This window comes from Pseudoalteromonas sp. NZS11_1 (assembly GCF_015864275.1).
GTDB lineage: Bacteria > Pseudomonadota > Gammaproteobacteria > Enterobacterales > Alteromonadaceae > Pseudoalteromonas > Pseudoalteromonas arctica.
In genome coordinates this window covers 1-1,396 of sequence record NZ_JADYXK010000059.1, presented here as the reverse complement: position 1 = coordinate 1,396, position 1,396 = coordinate 1, and the positions used below count along the sequence as shown (strand labels likewise).

The window sequence follows — 1,396 nt, the reverse complement described above, 5'->3', positions numbered from 1 at the left end:
TGTCATGATTGTCATGATTGTCATGCGCCATGCTCCTAATGAGCTTCGTACCAAGGGACCTAAAAAATATTCACCCAAACGAGATTAAATCTCGAGTCTTTATCTGGTTAACCTTGGTTAGCGTGCGCTTTTTGTTTCATTATAAGTGAAGTACATACAGGATAAGCGTATGTTACGACTTAAGTGCCCAAACACCCACTCAGGTTTTAAAACCTATGTCATAACCAGGCTGTCTTAAGTCGTAAACTCGGGTGTGATTGGCGTATAAAATACGCATAATTAAGCATCCTTGTGTGTATTTTGCACATACTGAGGAGAGTAGAATGTTTGCTTGGTCAGCAATATCCACATCAGTCGCGCCAATCTGTGTGCGGTGGCGACCACCACACAATTAAAGTGTTTTTTCTCGCGCAACTGGTTTATCCACTGGCTTAGCGCATCTGTTTTATGGTGGCTTCTGGCGATAAGGGCGCGAGCACCGTGAATAAGTTGTTTTCGTAGGTAACTGTTGCCGCGTTTAGTAATACCAGACATTTTACTTTTATCGCCTGATGCGTATTGTTTAGGTGTTAATCCTAGCCACACACCGAGTTCTTTTGCGCTCTTAAATGCCTGACCGTTCCCGATTGATGCTGCATAGGCTGAGGCATTGAGTACACCCACGCCAGGGATAGAGTGAAGTATTTTAGCGTTTGTATCCCGTTCAACGTGTGCAGTAAGCATCGCTTCAATAGCTTTAATGCGTTTAACAAGGGTTTTGTATTCGGTGTAAATATCACTCACCATTATGCGCAGCTGAGGGCGAAGCTCAGAATCACTTTCTAAGGCAATTATCCCTTGCTCAAACGCCTTAATACCGACAGGAAATACATACCCAAAATCGACCAATAAACCGCGTAACTGGTTGGTTGCAGCAATCCTGTTTTGCAGAAGTCGCTCACGTATCTTATGGAGCATGAGTATTTCTTGCTGAGCTTCGGTTTTAATAGGAACGAATTTAATATGAGGGCGTAAGCTTGCTTCATAGATAGCAAGTGCATCGTTACTGTCGTTTTTATTACCGCGAACAAAGGGGGTAACGTGTTGTGCAGGAATAAGGTCAACGGTATGACCGTAAGACGAAAATACTCTTCCCCAGTAGTGGGAAGAATAACAGGCTTCCATAACGACGCGGCACGGTGGGGTATTTGCCAAGAATGCGTTGAGTTTAGCTCTGTTTAAGCGTTTATTGCATTCTCTTTTATGGTTGGAATTAAAGCCAGCGACTTGGAATACATTTTTTGCCAAATCAATTGATAATGTGCTAATTTTCATGACGGACGTTCCCTTTTAACTGAGTGAGTTCAATTACCAGTTTGGCGCATTGACGCCGTTTTGGGGAGCGTCCATCTCATCA

Annotated in this window: 1 protein-coding gene; it reads right to left on the bottom strand. The window is 43.3% G+C overall.

From position 1 onward, the window contains the following. Positions 1 to 279: 279 nt before the first annotated feature. The gene (locus tag I6F44_RS19470) at positions 280 to 1,314 is read right to left on the bottom strand and encodes an IS110 family transposase (protein ID WP_121954016.1); all 1,035 of its coding nucleotides are present in this window, start codon (positions 1,312 to 1,314) and stop codon (positions 280 to 282) included. Between the last annotated feature and the right edge of the window lie 82 nt (positions 1,315 to 1,396).